8 protein-coding genes are annotated in these 13227 nt (G+C 67.7%); 1 reads left to right on the forward strand and 7 read right to left on the reverse strand.

Annotated elements, in window-relative coordinates; translation table 11 throughout:
• Positions 1-61: 61 nt before the first annotated feature.
• The 4 genes from ACZ5CM_RS10480 to ACZ5CM_RS10495 form a co-directional block, all read right to left on the reverse strand.
• Positions 62-2350: an ATP-binding protein gene (locus ACZ5CM_RS10480; RefSeq protein WP_464638438.1), complete on the reverse strand. Its 2289-nt coding sequence runs from the start codon at positions 2348-2350 to the stop codon at positions 62-64.
• A 124-nt stretch (positions 2351-2474) separates the two neighbouring features.
• Positions 2475-3641, reverse strand: a complete 1167-nt coding sequence (locus ACZ5CM_RS10485) for an RsmB/NOP family class I SAM-dependent RNA methyltransferase (RefSeq protein WP_464638441.1) — start codon at positions 3639-3641, stop codon at positions 2475-2477.
• A 52-nt stretch (positions 3642-3693) separates the two neighbouring features.
• A complete protein-coding gene (guaB, locus tag ACZ5CM_RS10490; protein ID WP_464642579.1) occupies positions 3694-5142 on the reverse strand; it encodes an IMP dehydrogenase in 1449 nt (482 codons plus the stop codon).
• 97 nt (positions 5143-5239) lie between these two features.
• Positions 5240-5872 carry a thiamine phosphate synthase gene (locus ACZ5CM_RS10495; RefSeq protein ID WP_464638443.1) on the reverse strand — a complete coding sequence of 211 codons (633 nt, stop codon included), beginning with the start codon at positions 5870-5872 and terminating at the stop codon, positions 5240-5242.
• 247 nt (positions 5873-6119) lie between these two features.
• On the opposite strand from ACZ5CM_RS10495, the gene ACZ5CM_RS10500 reads away from it, so the two are divergent.
• Positions 6120-6353, forward strand: a complete 234-nt coding sequence (locus tag ACZ5CM_RS10500) for a sulfurtransferase TusA family protein (RefSeq protein ID WP_464638446.1) — start codon at positions 6120-6122, stop codon at positions 6351-6353.
• 102 nt (positions 6354-6455) lie between these two features.
• Here ACZ5CM_RS10500 and ACZ5CM_RS10505 read toward each other — a convergent pair whose 3' ends face one another.
• The 3 genes from ACZ5CM_RS10505 to ACZ5CM_RS10515 all read right to left on the reverse strand — a co-directional run bounded on the left by ACZ5CM_RS10505 (position 6456) and on the right by ACZ5CM_RS10515 (position 13193).
• Positions 6456-9626, reverse strand: a complete 3171-nt coding sequence (locus ACZ5CM_RS10505) for an Rne/Rng family ribonuclease (RefSeq protein WP_464638449.1) — start codon at positions 9624-9626, stop codon at positions 6456-6458.
• A 437-nt stretch (positions 9627-10063) separates the two neighbouring features.
• Entirely contained in the window at positions 10064-11398 is a 1335-nt protein-coding gene (locus ACZ5CM_RS10510; RefSeq protein WP_464638452.1) for a sigma-54-dependent transcriptional regulator, read from the reverse strand.
• A gap of 19 nt (positions 11399-11417) precedes the next feature.
• Positions 11418-13193, reverse strand: a complete 1776-nt coding sequence (locus ACZ5CM_RS10515; RefSeq protein WP_464638455.1) for a sensor histidine kinase — start codon at positions 13191-13193, stop codon at positions 11418-11420.
• Positions 13194-13227 lie beyond the last annotated feature (34 nt).

Raw genomic sequence — 13227 nt, forward strand, 5'->3', positions numbered from 1 at the left:
GGCGTTGCCGCGCAAACCGGCGCCCGACTTCACGCGCCATTGACCACCCTTCGCCCGGCATTCAGGGCATCTGCTGACGAACCGTTTCCGCAAGCTGGTTGAGCGAGAACGGCTTGGGAAGGAAGGCGGCGTCGGCCACGCTGATCTCGGGTTCGCCAAAAGCGCCCTCGGCATAGCCGGACATGAAAACCACCCGCGCATCGGGTCGCGCCTCAAGCGCCTTGCGCACCCATGTCGGTCCGTCCATGCCCGGCATCACGACGTCGGTGACGAACACATCGACCCTGAGTGCGGAATCCTCCAGAATCTCCAGTGCCTCCTCGGCCGAAGCGGCCTCGAGCACCGTGTATCCCCGCAAGCGCAGCGCCCGCGAGGCAAAGGCGCGCACCGGCGCCTCGTCCTCGACCAGAAGAACGACACCCTCTCCGTGACCCTCCGAGACCCGGACAGCGGGTGGCGCTTCCGGTTCGACCTTCGCGGGCGGAGGGTCGCAGGCCGGAAAGTACAGGACGAATTCGGCCCCCTGCCCCGGCGCGCTGTCCACGAAGATGAAACCGCCGGTCTGCTTGATGATCCCATAGACCGTCGACAGCCCCAGGCCGGTGCCTTCGCCGGTGCGCTTGGTCGTGTAGAAGGGCTCGAACACCTTCTGAAGCTTGTCCCGTTCGATGCCCACGCCTTCGTCGCGAACCCGGACAACGACATATTCGCCGGCCGGAACCGTCGCCCGGTCGCGCTTGAGCGGCGCCTCCAGCGACACCACCTCGGTCTCGATGCGGATTTCGCCGCCCTGAGGCATCGCGTCACGGGCATTCACCACCAGATTCATCAGGACCTGCTCGAGCTGACGCTTGTCCGCGCGAATCGGGCGCAGGACGGGATCATGACTCAGCGTCAGGGTCACCTTCTCGCCCACAAGCCGGTTCAGAAGATGCGTCAGATCCGCCAGCGTGTCGCGCAGATCGAGCAATTCGGGCCGCAGCGTCTGCTTGCGCGAGAAAGCCAGCAACTGCCCCACCAGAGACGCCGCACGATTGGCGTTCTGATGGATCTGTATCAAATCCGCATAATCCTGATCCGACGAATCATGACGCAGCAGAAGCAGATCGCAATGCCCCGAAATCGCGGTCAGAAGATTGTTAAAATCATGGGCGATTCCGCCGGCAAGCTGCCCGATCGCCTGCATCTTCTGGCTTTGCACGAATTGTGCCTCAAGCGACTTCATTTCCGTCGCGTCATGCATGATCGCAATAATCTCGCGACCCGCACCGGCGCGGCCGACGGTTACCTGAACATGCGCCTCGCCCTCGGCCCGGCACAGGCGGAACACCCCGGAGCGGCGCTCGCGCCCCTTGCTGAACGTTTCGGCCAGCCAATCGCCAAACGAGATTCCGTCCGCCCCTTGAAGGCGCGGGCCGATCTGGTCGCCGGGACCTGTCCCTTCGCCCAGAAGCTCGACCGCCGGGGGATTGAGTGCCAGAATTCGCCCCTCGTCGTCCAGCTTTGCCGCCGCCACCGGCAAGGACTCGAACGGCGCCGAATCGTCGCCCGGCGGCACGTCCACCGGTATCAGATAGAGTTCGCGCCGCCCCCCGCTGCCGGGCATTTCCGCGATGGCGACCCGCCGCGGCCCGTCGGCGCCGGCAATTTCGGCGATCCGTCTCGGGCGCACCGGAAGTCGCGCGAACAGGTGATCGAGCGTCTTGACCCGCTTCCCTGCCAGCCGCCGCGCAGCCTCGTTCATGTAGAGAATCGCGCCAGAGCGGCCGACCGTCAGCATGGGCAGCGGCAGCGCATCGGCACTCCTGCCCCGGCGTTGATGATCCGCAAGCGGCTCCAGTCGCCACAGAAATCCGTCATCCCCAAGCCGGTGAACCGCAATCCGAATCACACCGATTCGCGTCACCACATCCTCGCGGGCAGCGCCGGTGGAGCGGGCACTGGCCTGCAGACGCGACAGAACCGGCGCGGGGTTTGCCATCACGCTACGCAGACAGCCCGCAAGCGTTTCCCCCTCCGCCGGCTCCAGCCACTTGCCGGCCGCAGCGTTGCGCGCCGTCACCCGACCGTCATCATCCGACACGAAACTGGCCACCGAATCGTGATCGATGAAGCCGGACAGGACGGTCAGGGCACGGTTTCTCTCGTACCGCTGCACCGCCGCCCGCAGCCAGACCAGGCCGACCACCGTCAACATCGCCACCGATGCGGCAATCAGCCCCCGCCGCAGAAGGTCGGGCTGCTCCAACACGGTTGCCAGTACGCCGGCGAGGATGGCGACCAGCAGGACCACGAGCGTTCGCCCCACTCCGTTCACGGGATGGGCCTGGCGCAATGAAACGTCAATCATTGCCTGTCTGTCGGACACCTGACGCCTCCACCGGCAGGGGAATTTCTCCGGCCTTCTCGCATCCGCGCGGTTAAGTTCGGATTAAGGTCTGAAATTTTCTTGCATCGGTTGTATAATTTCGCGATCAGTTTCGCGTCAATAGTGCAAGAAAAAATCCGTCATGGGCCATGTCCACTGGCCACGACCGGCTCCAACCCCGGCTCCAGCCGGCGTGACGCCGCAGGAAGGCCCGGACCTGGCGGTCGTTTTCCTCGTCCAGAACCGAGCAGGTCGCGTAGGCCAGCACCCCTTGCGGCACCACAAGCCCGGCCGCCCGGTCCAGAATCCCGGCCTGGATTTCGACCAGCTCGGCCAGGCGTTCGGGCGTGAGACGCCACTTTCCCTCGGGTGCGCGCCGCCACGCGCCGCTGCCCGAACAGGGCACGTCGCACAACACCAGATCGAAGGGGGCGGCAGCGGCGACAGAGACGTCATCGGCCAGCGTGACCCAGATCCCCGCGCGGCGGGCGCGTTCGGGCAGATCGCGCATGCGCCGGGGGGCAACATCATGGGCGACAATCTCGATATCCGCCTGCGCCGCCATTGCCAGCGTCTTGCCCCCGCCGCCGGCGCAATAGTCCAGCACCCGCATCCCGTCGCGCAGCGGCAGCGCCGCCACCGCCGACTGGCTGGCCGCGTCCTGAAGTTCCACCAGCCCGTCCAGATAGGCGCTGCTGGAGCGGATGCGCCGTGCGCCGGCCCGCACCACCAGGGCGCCGTCCACCTGCGGATGCCGGGTGCAGGTGATGCCCACATCCGCCAGAACCCGGATGGCCCCGTCCACGTCCGTCTTGCGCAGATTGACCCTCAGATGCACCGGCGCGCGCTCTTGCAGCACCCGCGCACAGATACCGGCCTTGTCCCCGAGGCTGTCTCGAAACCGCGCCCACAGCCAATCGGGCAGGTCCAGGGCCTCGGCCCCGTCGCGCGGGGCGCGGCCGGCGTGGCGCTCGGCCTCGGTCAGGGGCGGCGGCGCGAACCGGGCACCGGAAAACACTGTATCCGGATCGGTTCCGTCGCGACGGCATGCCCCCAGCATCAGCCCGCGCCCGGTCTCTGCCCCGCCAAGTGCGGCCAGAGACCGCCGGCAGCGCAACGCATCGAAGACATGATCGCGCACTGCCGCCCGATCCTTCGACCCGGCATAGCGGTTGCGGCGCGCCCAGCCGGTCAGCACCCGTTCGGCAGGCGCCCCGGCCAGAATCTCGTCCAGGATACCGATCGCCGCCTGAACCCGCGCGGCCGGTGTCATCCGCCCCGCCCCATGAGGGAAACGCCGGCCACCCTGCCACCCCCGCGCGCTGTCACATCACCCGGTAGTTGGGCGATTCGCGGGTGATCTGCACGTCATGCACATGGCTTTCCTTCAGCCCCGCGCCGGTGATCTTGACGAATTTGCAGTTGCGCCGCATCTCGTCCACGGTGGCACAGCCCGTATAGCCCATGGCCGCCCGCAAGCCGCCCACAAGCTGGTGGATCACCGCCGAGGCCGGCCCCTTGTAGGGCACCTGCCCCTCGATCCCCTCGGGCACCAGCTTGTCGCTGGCCGCGTCCTTCTGGAAATAGCGGTCGGCCGAGCCGCGCGCCATCGCTCCCAGCGAGCCCATGCCGCGATAGCTCTTGAAGCTGCGGCCCTGGTAGAGAATGACCTCGCCCGGGCTTTCATCGGTGCCGGCAATCATCGACCCGACCATGGCGCAAGAGGCCCCGGCGGCAATCGCCTTGGCGAAATCCCCCGAATACTTGATGCCGCCATCGGCAATCACGGGGATGTCGCCGGCAGCCTCGGCGCAGTCCATGATCGCGGTCAGCTGCGGCACGCCGACCCCGGCCACCATCCGGGTGGTGCAGATGCTGCCTGGGCCGATGCCCACCTTGATCGCGTCGGCGCCAGCATCGATCAACGCCCGCGTGGCCTCGGCCGTGGCCACGTTCCCGGCCACGATCCGAACCTCGTTGGACAGGGCCTTGGCCCGCTCCACCGCCTTTGCCACCGCGTGGGAATGGCCATGGGCGGTATCGATCACGATCAGGTCGCAGCCGGCCTCGACCAGCGCCTGAGCGCGTTCGAACCCGGCATCCCCCACGGTCGAGGCCGCCGCCACCCGCAGCCGCCCCAGCCGGTCCTTGCAGGCGGTGGGGTTGAGCACCGCGGTTTCGGTATCCTTCAGCGTGAGCAGCCCGGTCAGCTTGCCCTCGCCATCGGTGACCAGCAGCTTTTCGATCCGGCGCGCCTTCATCAGGCTGATCGCTTCGTCCCGATCGGCGGGCTCGCGCAGGATGGCCAGGTTCTCCGAGGTCATCATCGCCCGCACCGGGGTGTCGTCCGAGGTGGCAAAGCGCATGTCGCGGTTGGTGACGATGCCGACCACGCGGCCATCGTCATCGACCACCGGAAAGCCGGTCACGTTGTAGCGGGCGCGCAGTTCCTTGGCATCGGCAAGGGTCTGATCGGGGGTCAGCGTGATCGGGTTGTAGACGATGCCGGATTCAAATCGCTTGACCCGGCGCACCTGCTCGGCCTGCTCCTCGATGGTCAGGTTGCGGTGGATCACCCCCATGCCGCCGGCCTGTGCCATCGCGATGGCCATACGGGCCTCGGTCACCGTGTCCATGGCGCTGGACAGAAGCGGGATGTTGAGCGCGATGTCACGCGTCACCCGCGTGCGCGTGTCCGCCTGCGAGGGCAGCACCGATGATGCCGCCGGAACCAGAAGAACGTCGTCGAAGGTGAGCGCCTCGCGAATCTGCATCTCGTCATCCCCGTGCATGAACCCGTTTGGCGGCAACCCTATCGCACGGATCACCGGCAGGGGAAAGGGGCCCGGGGGGATTTCCCGCCCGCCCCGCTCAGCCCATCGCCGCGGTCAGTTCCTTCAGCGCGGCCAGCGGATCCTCGGCCGCCCAGATCTCTTCTCCAATGCCGAAAAAATCGGTTACCGGAGCAAGTTGCGCCACCAGGCCGGCGCTCAGACCGCCTTCGGCGACCACCGGGATCTCGATCATCTCGGACCACCACTGGAACAGGTCGAACCCGGCGACCCGCCCGTCCCCCAGCACGGTGGCCCCCACCGGACCGAAGCTGACGTAATCGGCCCCCGCCTCGCCAGCGGTCATGCCATCATGGCGCGACGTCCCGCAGAAACTGCCGACAATGGCATCGGGTCCCAACGCCTTGCGCGCGGCACGCACCGAACGGGCGGCATCGCCAAGATGCACACCATCCAGCCCCAGCCGCCCGGCCAGAACCACATGATCGGCCACCACCAACGCGATGTCACGGGCATGCGCCACCTCGCGCAACACATCTGCGGCCCGCGCCACCCGGTCCTCGTCCTGCGTGGCCAGAGCCAGCCGGATGCAGGCCACCTCGGCCCCGTCCAGAACCCGCGCCAGGCGCGGCGCGAAATCTTCGGGATCGAAGGCCGGCGGGGTAACAAGATAGATCTGCGGCTTTTCGGGGGCAGAGGCGGGTGCGGTCATGGGCGCGCTCCTGTCTGGGGACGGGGCAGGTTTAGCGTATTGCCGCCCGGACGCAAGTCGCCCAGCCCGGCATGCCCCTCCCGCCCCCCTTCCTCTTGCCCCAAATACTCCGGGGGTGAGGCCCGGAGGGCCGAGGGGGCAGCGCCCCCTCGCGGCAAGGCAAACGCCCCAGCGATGCCCACCGGCCGGCATCCCCCCGCCCATCCCCCCGTGGACAAGACGCCCGGATCAGGGCTATCCCGACACCATGACGGAAATAGCCGAAACCCTCGACGCCATCGGGCTGCTGTGCCCCCTGCCGGTGCTCAAGGCCCGCAAGCGCCTGCAATCGCTTCCCCCCGGCGCGGTGCTGCGCATTCTCGCCGACGACCCGGCCGCGGTCATCGACGTGCCGCATTTCTGCACCGAGGCCGGACATGACTTCCTGGGCGATCAGGACGAAGGAGAATACCGCGTCTTTCTGATCCGCAAGGGCGGATAGGAAAACCGCGCCCGGCCGGATGGGCACGGATACTCCCGCCACGGGACGGGCACACGCCCAAGCCGGAAGGAATGAGGGCGGACCCCACGGCCCGCCCTCCATTCATCTCCGCATCGCCCACCAGCCGCGCCGCTTGGGCTTGGGCGGGGTTTTCGGCCCGGCCTCCTCCGCCTCGTCGGCGGGGGCGGTCACCGCTTCGGGCGCGGCAGCGGCAGTCTCCGCTCCGGCCTCGGGTCCGGTTTCGGCGGGCCGATCCGCCACCGGGGCCGACGGGGCAACCGCATCCGCATCGACCGGAGCGGCAACGGCCGTTTCCGTGCCGTTCACGGCCTCGACCCCCGACCCGGACTCCGCAACCACGGGCGCGGCCACGGCTTCGGCCGGACTGGCGGGTTCGGCAGAGGGTTCGGCGGGCGCCAGCTCCGCCGATGCGCCCTCCTCGGCAACTGCGGCTGACGCCGCCCCCGATTCAGGCTGTGCATCGGAGGCTTCGGCAACGGCCTCGTCGGCCTTCGACCGCCGCGACCGGCTGCGGGTGGTTCTGCTGCGCCTGGGCCTGGGCTTCTCCTCCGCTTCCGCCGGAGCAGCGGCTTCGACCGCGTCGGCCCCGGTCTCGGCGGCCCCTGTCTCGGCAGCCGCCTGCGCATCCACGTCATCGGCGGCCGCTTCGGCGGGGGGCGAGGCCTTCTCGGTCGTCTCTGCCTTCCGGGCGCGTGTCCGGCTGCGGGACGAGGCGCGGCGCTTGCGCGGTGCAGGCTTGCTCTCGGCCGGCTCCGCAGCCTCGGCAGCGGCACTGTCCACGGCACCGGCATCCTCCCCGGACGTGTCCGGAGTTCCGCCGGCCTCGGCAGGCTCTGCCTCAGCCTGCGGGGCAGCCGCCTCGGTGGCAGCGGGGCTGGCGGCTGACTCTTCGACCGCCGTTTCATCGGCTCCCGACGCGCCGGCTCCGGGCGCGTCAGCTGCCCCTTCGGCATTTTCGGCGGTAGCGGCCTGCTCCTGCGTTTCGGCCGGGCGACCCGAACCGCCGCGCCGACGGCGGCGGCGGCGCTTGCGCCGGGGCTTGGCCTCGGCCCCTTCCGCGACTGCCTCGGCAGTGGCGGTCTCGCCCGGTTCCTCGGGCGCGGCATCGGAATCGACCTGATCCATGATCGAGGTGTCCACCGACACCACCGGGGCAGTTGCCGCCGGCACCATCCGGGTGGCGGTCTTGAACTTCTCCAGCGTGAAGTCGGGGCTGACCAGATGGGGGTCGCCCTCGACCCGCACCGCCATGCCATAGCGCGATTCGATCTGGAGGATGTGCTCGCGCTTCTGGTTCATCAGGTAGTTGGCGATCGTCACCGGGCAACGCACCAGAACCTCGCGCGAACGCCGGCGGGTGCCTTCCTCCTCGATCTGGCGCAGGATCGACAGCGCCATGCTGTCATCGGACCGGATCAGGCCGGTCCCGTGGCAGGCCGGGCAGGGCTGGGTCGTGGCCTCGATCATGCCCGGGCGCAGGCGCTGGCGGCTCATCTCCAGCAGGCCGAAGCCCGAGATCCGCCCCACCTGGATCCGCGCCCGGTCGGTCTTGAGCTTTTCCTTGAGGCGCTTTTCCACCGCCAGGTTGTTCTTGCGCTCCTCCATGTCGATGAAATCGATCACGATCAGACCGGCAAGATCGCGCAGGCGCAGCTGGCGGGCCACCTCCTCGGCGGCCTCGAGATTGGTCTTGAGCGCGGTTTCCTCGATCGAGCCCTCCTTGGTGGCCCGGCCCGAGTTGACGTCGATGGCCACCAGCGCCTCGGTCACGCCGATCACGATGTAGCCACCCGATTTCAGCTGCACCACCGGGTTGAACATGCCGGCCAGGTAGCTTTCCACCTGGTAGCGCGCAAAGAGAGGCAGCGGATCCTCGTATTTCTTCACGTTCTTGGCATGGGACGGCATGATCATCTTCATGAAGTCCTTGGCGATGCGGTAGCCGCGTTCGCCTTCGACCAGGACCTCGTCGATCTCGCGCGAGTAGAGGTCGCGGATCGACCGCTTGATCAGGTCGCCCTCCTCGTAGATCTTGGCCGGCGCGATGGATTTCAGCGTCAGCTCGCGGATCTGTTCCCACAGGCGCTGGAGGTATTCGTAATCGCGCTTGATCTCGGCCTTGGTGCGCTTGGCACCGGCGGTGCGGATGATCAGCCCCGCGCCCTGCGGCACGTCGATCTCGGCGGCGATTTCCTTCAGCTTCTTGCGGTCGGCGGCGTTGGTGATCTTGCGCGAGATGCCACCGCCGCGGGCGGTGTTGGGCATCAGCACGCAGTAGCGACCCGCCAGAGACAGGTAGGTGGTCAGCGCCGCACCCTTGTTGCCGCGCTCTTCCTTGACCACCTGCACCAGCATGATCTGCCGGACCTTGATGACCTCCTGGATCTTGTAGCGGCGCGGGCGCGGCTTGCGCACCGGGCGGATGTCCTCGCTGTCATCCTCGTCGGCCACCGATTCGATGCTGTCATCGTGGGCGGCAGCATCGCGGGCGGTCTCGTCCTCGTCTTCGGGGGCCGAAACCTCGTCTTCCGGGGCCTGTGCGGCCGAGGCATCATCCCCGCCGCCGGCATCGTCCTGCGCCGCAACCTCCTCTTGCGTGTCGGTGCCGGCCGAAACCGCCTGACCGCCGTCCCCCTGGCCAGCTTCGGGCGCGTCGCCCGCCCCGGGCGTTCCGGCGGCATTTTCCGCCCCCGTTTCCGACCCCGTTCCGGCCCCGTCTTCGGTCACCGCTTCGGGCGCGGCCGCATCTTCCGGAGCGGCAGCGCCTTCGGCGCCTTCATTCGCCCGGTCGTCCTGATCGAGGTCGATCGTCTCCATGCCGCTGATCTCGGTCGAGACCTCGCGGGTTTCCACCGCGTCCTCCGAGCGGACCTCCTCGGCCTTCACGCGCGTGCGCGACCGGCGGCGAGGGCTGCGGCGGGGCTTTTCCTCTTCGGCCTCTTCGCGCGCCTTCATTGCCTCGGCATAGGCGCGCTCTTCCTCCATCAGGGCTTCGCGGTCGGCCACCGGGATCTGGTAGTAGTCCGGGTGGATCTCGGAAAAGGCAAGAAACCCGTGCCGGTTGCCCCCGTAATCCACGAAGGCCGCCTGCAGCGACGGTTCGACCCGCGTTACCTTTGCGAGATAGATGTTTCCGGCGAGTTGCCGCTTGTTCTCGGACTCAAAGTCGAATTCCTCGACCTTGTTGCCGTCCACCACGACGACGCGGGTTTCCTCCGCGTGCGTGGCGTCGATGAGCATCTTCTTTGCCATGTTTCCTTGTTGCGCAATCCCGGCACGGGTCCGGGGCCTGGCGGCCCCGCCCGGGTCGGATTGTGACTTGTCTGGGCGATCTGGGACGCGGCGGCACGGCAGGCTTCGACCGGAAGGTCGCCTGTCACGTTCCTCAAGGCTCTCGCTCGCGTCATCGCGTTTCGTCTCCGACAGGTCGGGGCATGTCCCCGAGCCCGCCCATTCAATCCCTCGGCCGGATGTGCCGGCGGGGGTGCTCTTGTGCCCCGAGGGGCATGATCGGTCTGTTCAGTCTTGTCAGAATCTGGCCGGCAAAGGCTGAAACAGCGAATTCTCTTGCGGGCCGCGTTGCCTGGATCGGCGCCCGGCCCGTTCCGCCAACATAAGGGCACGTCCGGGGCAATGACAATGGGCATTGTGCATTTTGGCCCATGCAGCCGCCCGCGTCTTCGTGCCACTCACAGATAGTCGGCCCGCTGCAACCCGTATTTTGCCATCTTCTCGTTCAAGGTACGCCGGGGCAGGCAGAGCTCTTCCATCACCGCCGATATGGAACCCTTGTGCCGGCGCATGGTGTTGTCGATCAGCATCCGCTCGAACGCCTCGACATATTCCTTGAGCGGCTTGCCCTCGGTGGTCATCACCGGCTGCATGTCCTCGTGATCCGACATCAGGAGCGAGGCAATGGTGCCGCTGCCGCGCCGCGCCTGCAGCACTGCACGCTCGGCGATGTTGATGAGCTGGCGCACATTGCCCGGCCACGGCGCCTGCAGCAGCTGCGCGGCCTCCTGGGCGCTGACCTTGGGCGGCTCGCAGCCGTATTCCTCGGCGAACTGCTCGGACAGGCGGGTAAACAGCGTGAGAATGTCCTCGCCCCGCTGGCGCAGCGGCGGCACCGTGATCCGCAGCGCTGCCAGCCGGTAGAACAGGTCCGGGCGCAGGGCGTCCTCGCAGGTCTTGCCGGCCTCCTGCAGGTTGGAAATGGCGATGATCCGGGTTTCGGCCGGGGTGCCCTGTTCGTTGATGACGCTCAGCAGCCGGGCCTGGAGCGCCTCGGTCAGGGTCTCGATGTCCTCCAGCACCAGGGTGCCGCCGCGGGCCTCCTCGATCGCCGGCAGGCGCGAATCCTCGGGCTGCATGGGGCCGAACAGACGCCGCGACAGCGCCTCTTCTTCCAGCGCCGAGCAGCTGACCAGGACGAATTTCCTTCCCGCCCGGCTGCCGGCGGCGTGCAGCGCATGGGCCACCAGAGTCTTGCCGGTGCCGGTTTCGCCGTCGATCAGCACATGCCCGTCCGCCTGCCCCAGGTCGAGGATGTCCTCGCGCAGCCGCTCCATCACCGGGCTGGTGCCGATCAGCTTGTTCATCAGCTGGGTGCCGTCGCTGAGTTCACGCCGCAGCGCCCGGTTGTCCAGCACCAGCCGGCGCTGGTTGGTCGCCCGCTTGGCCAGTTCGGACATGCGGTCGGGATGAAACGGCTTTTCGAGGAAGTCGAAGGCCCCCACCCGCATCGCCTCGACCGCCATCGGCACGTCGCCATGGCCGGTGATCATGATTACCGGCAGCGAACTGTCGGTGCCCATCAGCTTCTTGAGGAACTGCATCCCGTCCATGCCCGGCATCTTGATGTCGGTGATGACGATGCCCGGATAGTCCGGGCCCAGCGCCTTCAGCGCCTCCTCGGCGCTGGCGAAGGTTTCGGTATCATAGCCCGACAGCGCCAGCCACTGGCTGATCGACTGGCGCATGTCCTGTTCGTCGTCCACGATCGCGATCTTCATCGCCTGAGCCATCGGTCCATCCTTCTTCTTCCTATTCGGCCGCCTCGGTTCCCTCGTCGAGGATCGGCAGCTGCATCTCGAACACCGCCCCGCCATTCTGCCCGTTGCGCGCGGTCAGCCGGCCGCCCAGGTCGCTGACGATCCCCGAGGAAATCGCCAGCCCCAGCCCGACGCCGTCGCCCGGCTGCTTGGTGGTGTAGAAGGGCTCGAACAGCGAATTGAGATCCTCGATCCCCTCGCCATTGTCGCGCACGGTCAGCGTCGCCGTCTCTCCGGCGGCAAGGATGATCTCCACTTCCGGGTCGTCCACCGACTTGGTGGCGTCCAGCGCATTGCGCAAGAGGTTGATCATCACCTGTTCGATCCGCACCCGGTCGCCCATGACCATCACCGGCCCCTCGGGCAGGATGCGGGTGATCCGCACCTTCCGCTGGCGCAGCTGCGGCTGCATGATCGCCAGCGACGAATTGAGCGCGTCCACGAGGTTGACCGGCTCGAACTCGTCTCCGCCCTTGCGGGCATAGGATTTCAGCTGCCGGGTGATCGCGCCCATCCGCTCGATCAGATCGTCGATGCGGCCGAAGGCGGCCTGCGCCTCGTCGGGCCGGTTGCGCCGCAGAAGCAGCCGCGCCCCGGCCAGATAGGTCTTCATCGCCGCCAGCGGCTGGTTGAGCTCGTGGCTGACCGCCGCCGACATCTCGCCCAGCGCCGCCAGCTTGGAGCTCTGCGCCAGCGTCTGTTCGGCCACGGCGAGGTTTTCCTGGACCCGCTCGCGCTCGGCGATTTCGCGCTGAAGGCGCTGGTTGAGTTCGCGCAGCTTCGCCGATTCGCGCTGGAACAGCAGCAGCCGCAGCGCGGTGCGGCGGTTGAGCGCATAGAAGGCAAGCGCCAGAATCAGGGCAAATCCCATGATTTCCAAGGCCAGCACCGCGTTCACCCGCTCGCGGATCGAGGCATAGGTGGTGAAGGACACCATCCGCCAGCCACGGAACGGGATGCGGTTTTCCGCGCGCATCACCGCCTCGCCCATCACATAGGCGTCCGGCGGCAGGGCGGTCCAGTCCTCGGTCACCCGAATCGCGCGTTCGATGGCCGAGGCGGGCGGCTGGCGCTCGAGCGCCTCCTCCTCGCTCAGCCCCCGCCAGCGCGGCTCGGTCGCCAGGATGATCGTTCCCTCGCTGTCCGTGACCAGAACCGCATCCGACACCCCGGCCCAGGCGCGCTCGAACTTCTGCAGATCGACCTCGGCCACGATCACCCCGAGAATGCCGGCCCCGTCCCCGATGCGGCGCGAATAGCTGAACTGGTAGCCGCCCGATTCACGCTCGGTGACCGAAAAGATCGTGGCGGTGGAGCGCACCGCATCGACGAACTGGGCCTCGCCGCGATGCAGCTCTCCCAGCCGGTTGCGGTCGGTCGCGGCCACCACCCTGCCGTCCTGGTCCAGCAGGATCAGCGCCGCCGCCCCGATCTCTTCGTCGAACGAGATGAGCCGCTGGGTGGACTGGCTGAAATCCTTGGATTGCAGCGCCGCGATCAGCGTGGGGTCGCGCGCCAGAAGCTGCGGCACGATCGAATTGCGCTGCAGTTCGCTCAGCAGGTTGGCCCCGTAAAGCGCAAGCCGCAGCTCGGCACGGTTGCGGGTGGCGGCGGTGAAGCGATCGGTCAGGAGGTTGTTGGTGACCCAGACCGTGGCGACGGCGACGGCGACGAAGATCAGCAGCCCGATCCGCGTCGGCCAGCCGAACGCCTCGTTGCGCGTCCAGACCGCCGGCAGCGATCGCGATTTGGCCCGGGGCTCATTCATGCCCCCAAGCTACGCCCGGGCGGAGCCGGGCTCA

The organism is Piezobacter thermophilus, from assembly GCF_055386745.1.

Excerpts from the sequence above, each read along its gene's own strand:
- ACZ5CM_RS10480 (WP_464638438.1), bottom strand. The coding sequence starts at position 2,350 with ATGATTGACGTTTCATTGCGCCAGGCCCATCCCGTGAACGGAGTGGGG.
- ACZ5CM_RS10485 (WP_464638441.1), bottom strand. The coding sequence starts at position 3,641 with ATGACACCGGCCGCGCGGGTTCAGGCGGCGATCGGTATCCTGGACGAG.
- guaB (WP_464642579.1), bottom strand. The coding sequence starts at position 5,142 with ATGCAGATTCGCGAGGCGCTCACCTTCGACGACGTTCTTCTGGTTCCG.
- ACZ5CM_RS10495 (WP_464638443.1), bottom strand. The coding sequence starts at position 5,872 with ATGACCGCACCCGCCTCTGCCCCCGAAAAGCCGCAGATCTATCTTGTT.
- ACZ5CM_RS10500 (WP_464638446.1), top strand. The coding sequence starts at position 6,120 with ATGACGGAAATAGCCGAAACCCTCGACGCCATCGGGCTGCTGTGCCCC.
- ACZ5CM_RS10505 (WP_464638449.1), bottom strand. The coding sequence starts at position 9,626 with ATGGCAAAGAAGATGCTCATCGACGCCACGCACGCGGAGGAAACCCGC.
- ACZ5CM_RS10510 (WP_464638452.1), bottom strand. The coding sequence starts at position 11,398 with ATGGCTCAGGCGATGAAGATCGCGATCGTGGACGACGAACAGGACATG.
- ACZ5CM_RS10515 (WP_464638455.1), bottom strand. The coding sequence starts at position 13,193 with ATGAATGAGCCCCGGGCCAAATCGCGATCGCTGCCGGCGGTCTGGACG.